The following is a 508-nucleotide window of genomic DNA, read 5'->3' on the forward strand; positions in this document are numbered from 1 at the left end:
GCCCCATAACTCGGCATTTGAAGCCCGGCAAGGATCGTTGGTGCGGATTCGCTCCGACAGATGCAGGATTGTTTTTTATAGCTCGCTGCCTGCTATATTCAGTGACTCAAACATCGCTGCATTTGGCAGGAGAGTCGCTATGTCTGGCTGTGATAAACATTTGAACCATGATCACGAACACAAGGCAGGTTGTGGGCATACCGCAATAAAACATGATGACCATGTGGACTACGTTCATGACGGTCATTTGCATCATGTTCATGGCGATCATGTTGATGAACATGTGTTATCGGTTAGTCAGGTCAACCCTGCCGACTGCACCCCCAAACACACTTGCGGCGCTCATGCTCCTGAGCACAAGCACGGCCCGGACTGCGGCCATGAGGCTATTCCTCATGGCGACCATGTTGATTATCTGGTGGATGGCCATTTACATCATCCCCATGGGGATCATTGTGACGATCACGGGCCAGTTGAAATCGTTAAATAAACCACAACTGTTCTACAC

General features: G+C 49.8%; 1 protein-coding gene. It reads left to right on the forward strand.

Features of this window, described 5'->3' with window-relative positions; all coding sequences use genetic code 11:
- Positions 1 to 490: hypothetical protein (locus GNF76_RS29275; RefSeq protein WP_246212049.1), on the forward strand; the 490-nt coding region annotated here is incomplete at its 5' end.
- Positions 491 to 508: the final 18 nt, after the last annotated feature.

The organism is Pseudomonas spelaei (assembly GCF_009724245.1).
Classification (GTDB): Bacteria; Pseudomonadota; Gammaproteobacteria; order Pseudomonadales; family Pseudomonadaceae; genus Aquipseudomonas; species Aquipseudomonas spelaei.